Source organism: Tahibacter caeni (genome assembly GCF_024609805.1).
Classification (GTDB): domain Bacteria; phylum Pseudomonadota; class Gammaproteobacteria; order Xanthomonadales; family Rhodanobacteraceae; genus Tahibacter; species Tahibacter caeni.
Map to the genome: position 1 here is coordinate 1 of NZ_JANFVR010000474.1, position 2,759 is coordinate 2,759.

2 protein-coding genes are annotated in these 2,759 nt (G+C 74.7%); one reads left to right on the forward strand and one right to left on the reverse strand.

What is annotated here, in order from left to right:
- A partial coding sequence (locus tag NON22_RS22795) for a hypothetical protein (protein ID WP_257389282.1) occupies positions 1-413 on the forward strand: 413 nt, incomplete at its 5' end.
- An 80-nt stretch (positions 414-493) separates the two neighbouring features.
- Here the strand turns inward: NON22_RS22795 and NON22_RS22800 are convergent.
- Positions 494-2,759 (reverse strand): DNA internalization-related competence protein ComEC/Rec2 (locus NON22_RS22800; protein WP_257389283.1); only part of this gene is annotated, 2,266 nt, incomplete at its 5' end.

Below are 2,759 nucleotides of genomic sequence, written 5' to 3' on the forward strand. Positions count from 1 at the left end.
GCGCGCTCGGCAAGGCACTGCAGCAGCGCCACGTGGCAGCGATCGCGGCGGCCGGCGCCACGTCTTCCGCCGCAGCGGCGAATGCCGGCGGCGCGGCCGCCGCGTCTGTCGGTTCCGCGGCCGGCGCAGCGGCCGAGGGAGAAGCGGAGGCGGACCGCCGCGAGCTGCTCGTGACATTGGAGTTCCTCGCGGCGATCGACACGCCGGCCGAGGACAAGGCGCGCCGCATGGACCTGCAGGTCGCACGCCTGTCGCAGCGCATGAGTGGCGGCCAGCGCGGCAGCGCGCGCGAGGAACTGACTGCGCTGCTGCAGCGCTGGATCGCGCTGGGTCCGCTGCCGGCCGCAACGGCCGCGAGCTGGCAGGCGCGGTTCCGCCGCGCGTTCGACGCGGCGCTCGCCCAGTTGGACTAGCACCTCGCCCGGCCTGCGTCGCGACGCGATCGCGCGGCACCCGCCGTGTGCATCGTGCCGCACCTCCGTTCGCCCCGCGCCTATTCGTTCCAGTAGCGGCGGCGGTCGCGGCGGCAGTGCTCGACCATGCGCGGCGGCGCGCGCGGCGAGAAATGCAGACGCAGGCATCCGGCATCGGCGGTGTTGACGAGCGGGATGCCGCGCTCGCGATAGCGCGCGACCACGTCGGCATGCGGATGGCCGAAGCGGCTGCGATAGCCGGCCGATACGAGCGCGAGCTGCACCTGCAAACCGTCGAGCAGCTCGGCACTCGACGCGGTCTTGCTGCCGTGGTGCGGCACGACGAGCACGAGCGGCTCGCGCCCTGCCGCCGCCGCGACGGCGGCCTCGACGCGCACGCTGATGTCGCCGGTCAGCAGCAGGCGCGCGCCGCCGCTTTGGACGAGCAGCACGCAGGAGCCGTCGTTGTCGTCGCCGTGAAAGCCGGCCGGCGGATGCAGCAGCCGGAACTCGACGCCGTCCCAGCGCCAGGACTCTCCGGCCGTGCAGGGCCTTCCCTGCCCTTCGGCGATGCGCGGGTCGCCGCGCCACAGCGCGCGCGGCTGCAGCGCGCGCCGCACCGCCTCGACGCCGCCGGCATGGTCGAGGTCCGCATGGCTGACGACGAGCGCGTCGAGCTCGCGCACGCCGAGCGCCTGCGCGGTCGGCACGACGACGGCCTCGCCGAGATCGAAGCCCGACGGATAGCGCGCGCCAGCATCGTAGAGCAGGGCATGTTGCGCTGTGTGCACGAGCACGCTGAGTCCCTGGCCGACGTCGACGACGCAGAGCGCGAACTCGCCGGGTGCCGGCCGCGACGTCGCCGGCCAGAGCTGCGGCAGCAGTAGCAACAGGCCCAGCGCACGCAGCGGCACGCCGCGCGGCGCGAGCAGCCAGACCGCGCCGAGCGCGGCCAGCAGCAGCCCGGTCGCCGAGGCTTCGGCGAAGTGCCATTGCGCGAGCGGCCATTGAGCCTGCCAGCTCAGCAGCGACCACTGCGGCTGCAGCGCCCAGGCCGCGAGCTGCAGCAGCGCCCCGCCGAGCCACGGCAGCGGCAGGATCAGCAGCGAGCCGGCCAGGGTCAGCGGCACGACGACGAAGCTGATCCACGGTACGGCGAGGAGATTGGCCAGTGGACCGACCAGCGACGCCTGGCCGAAGAACGCGATCGTCAGCGGTAGCAGACCGAGGCTCATCGCGATCTGCGCCGGCACGAGTTCTCGCCACCAGGCGCGCGCGACGGGCGCGTCCGCCGCATAGACCAGCAAGGCGACGCCGGCGAACGACAGCCAGAAGCCGGCCGACAGGATCGCGAGCGGGTCTGCGGCGAGGATCGCGGCGAGCGCCAGCGCCAGGGCCTGGGCGACGCTCAGGCCGCGGCGCAGCAGCCGCGCCGCGGCGAGCACGACGAGCATCAGCAAGGTGCGCACGGTCGCGAGCTCGAAGCCGGCCAGCGCCGCGTAGAGCGTGGCCGCCGCGAGCGCTAACGGCGCTTCGAGCAGCGGAGCCGGGTTGCGCAGGACCACCTGCGGCCGACGCCGCCAGAGCCAGCGCGCGCAGGCGCCGCCGGCCAGCGCGAGCATGCCGACATGGAAACCGGAGATCGCGATCAGATGGCCGATGCCGGTCGCGCGCAGCACCTGCCAGTGCGCATCGGTCAGGCCGCGCTGGTCGCCGACCGCGAGCGCGCGCAGCAGCGGCGCCACCGTTTGCCCGGCCAAGCGGCGGTCGATGGTCGCGGCGATGCGTTCGCGCCAGGCGTCGATGCAGAACGCCGCGACGCCGAGCTCGCGCGCGGGCGCATCGTCGCGCACGTAGCCGGTCGCGAGCAGGCCGCGCTGCAGCGCATGCCGCTCCACGTCCGCGCCGCCGGGATTGCTGCCGCCGCGCGGCCGCTTCAGGCGCAGCCGCAGCTGCCAGCTCGAACAGGGCCGCAACGACGGCGGCGTGCCGTACCAGGACGCGCGCACGTGACCGCGGAACGCGACCGGAAGACCGTCGCGCCGCGCGGTCTCGACCTCCAGTTCCAGCAAGGTCGAATCGCTGCGCCGCGCCGGCAGGCCGACGATCCGCGCCTGCACGTCGAGATCGACACCTTCGAGTTCGCGCGGCAGGCGCTGCTGCAGGGCCAGCTCGGCGCGCCAGCCGAAACCGCCGGCGCCGAGCAGCAGCAGCGCGATCCAGCGCAGCGGCGGCCAGCACCAGAGCGCCGCCGCGACACCGATCGCGGACAGACAGAGCCAGACCGGCGGCAACCGCTCCAGCGGCTGCAGGGCCAGCGCGCCGGCCAGCACCGCCGCGACCGCG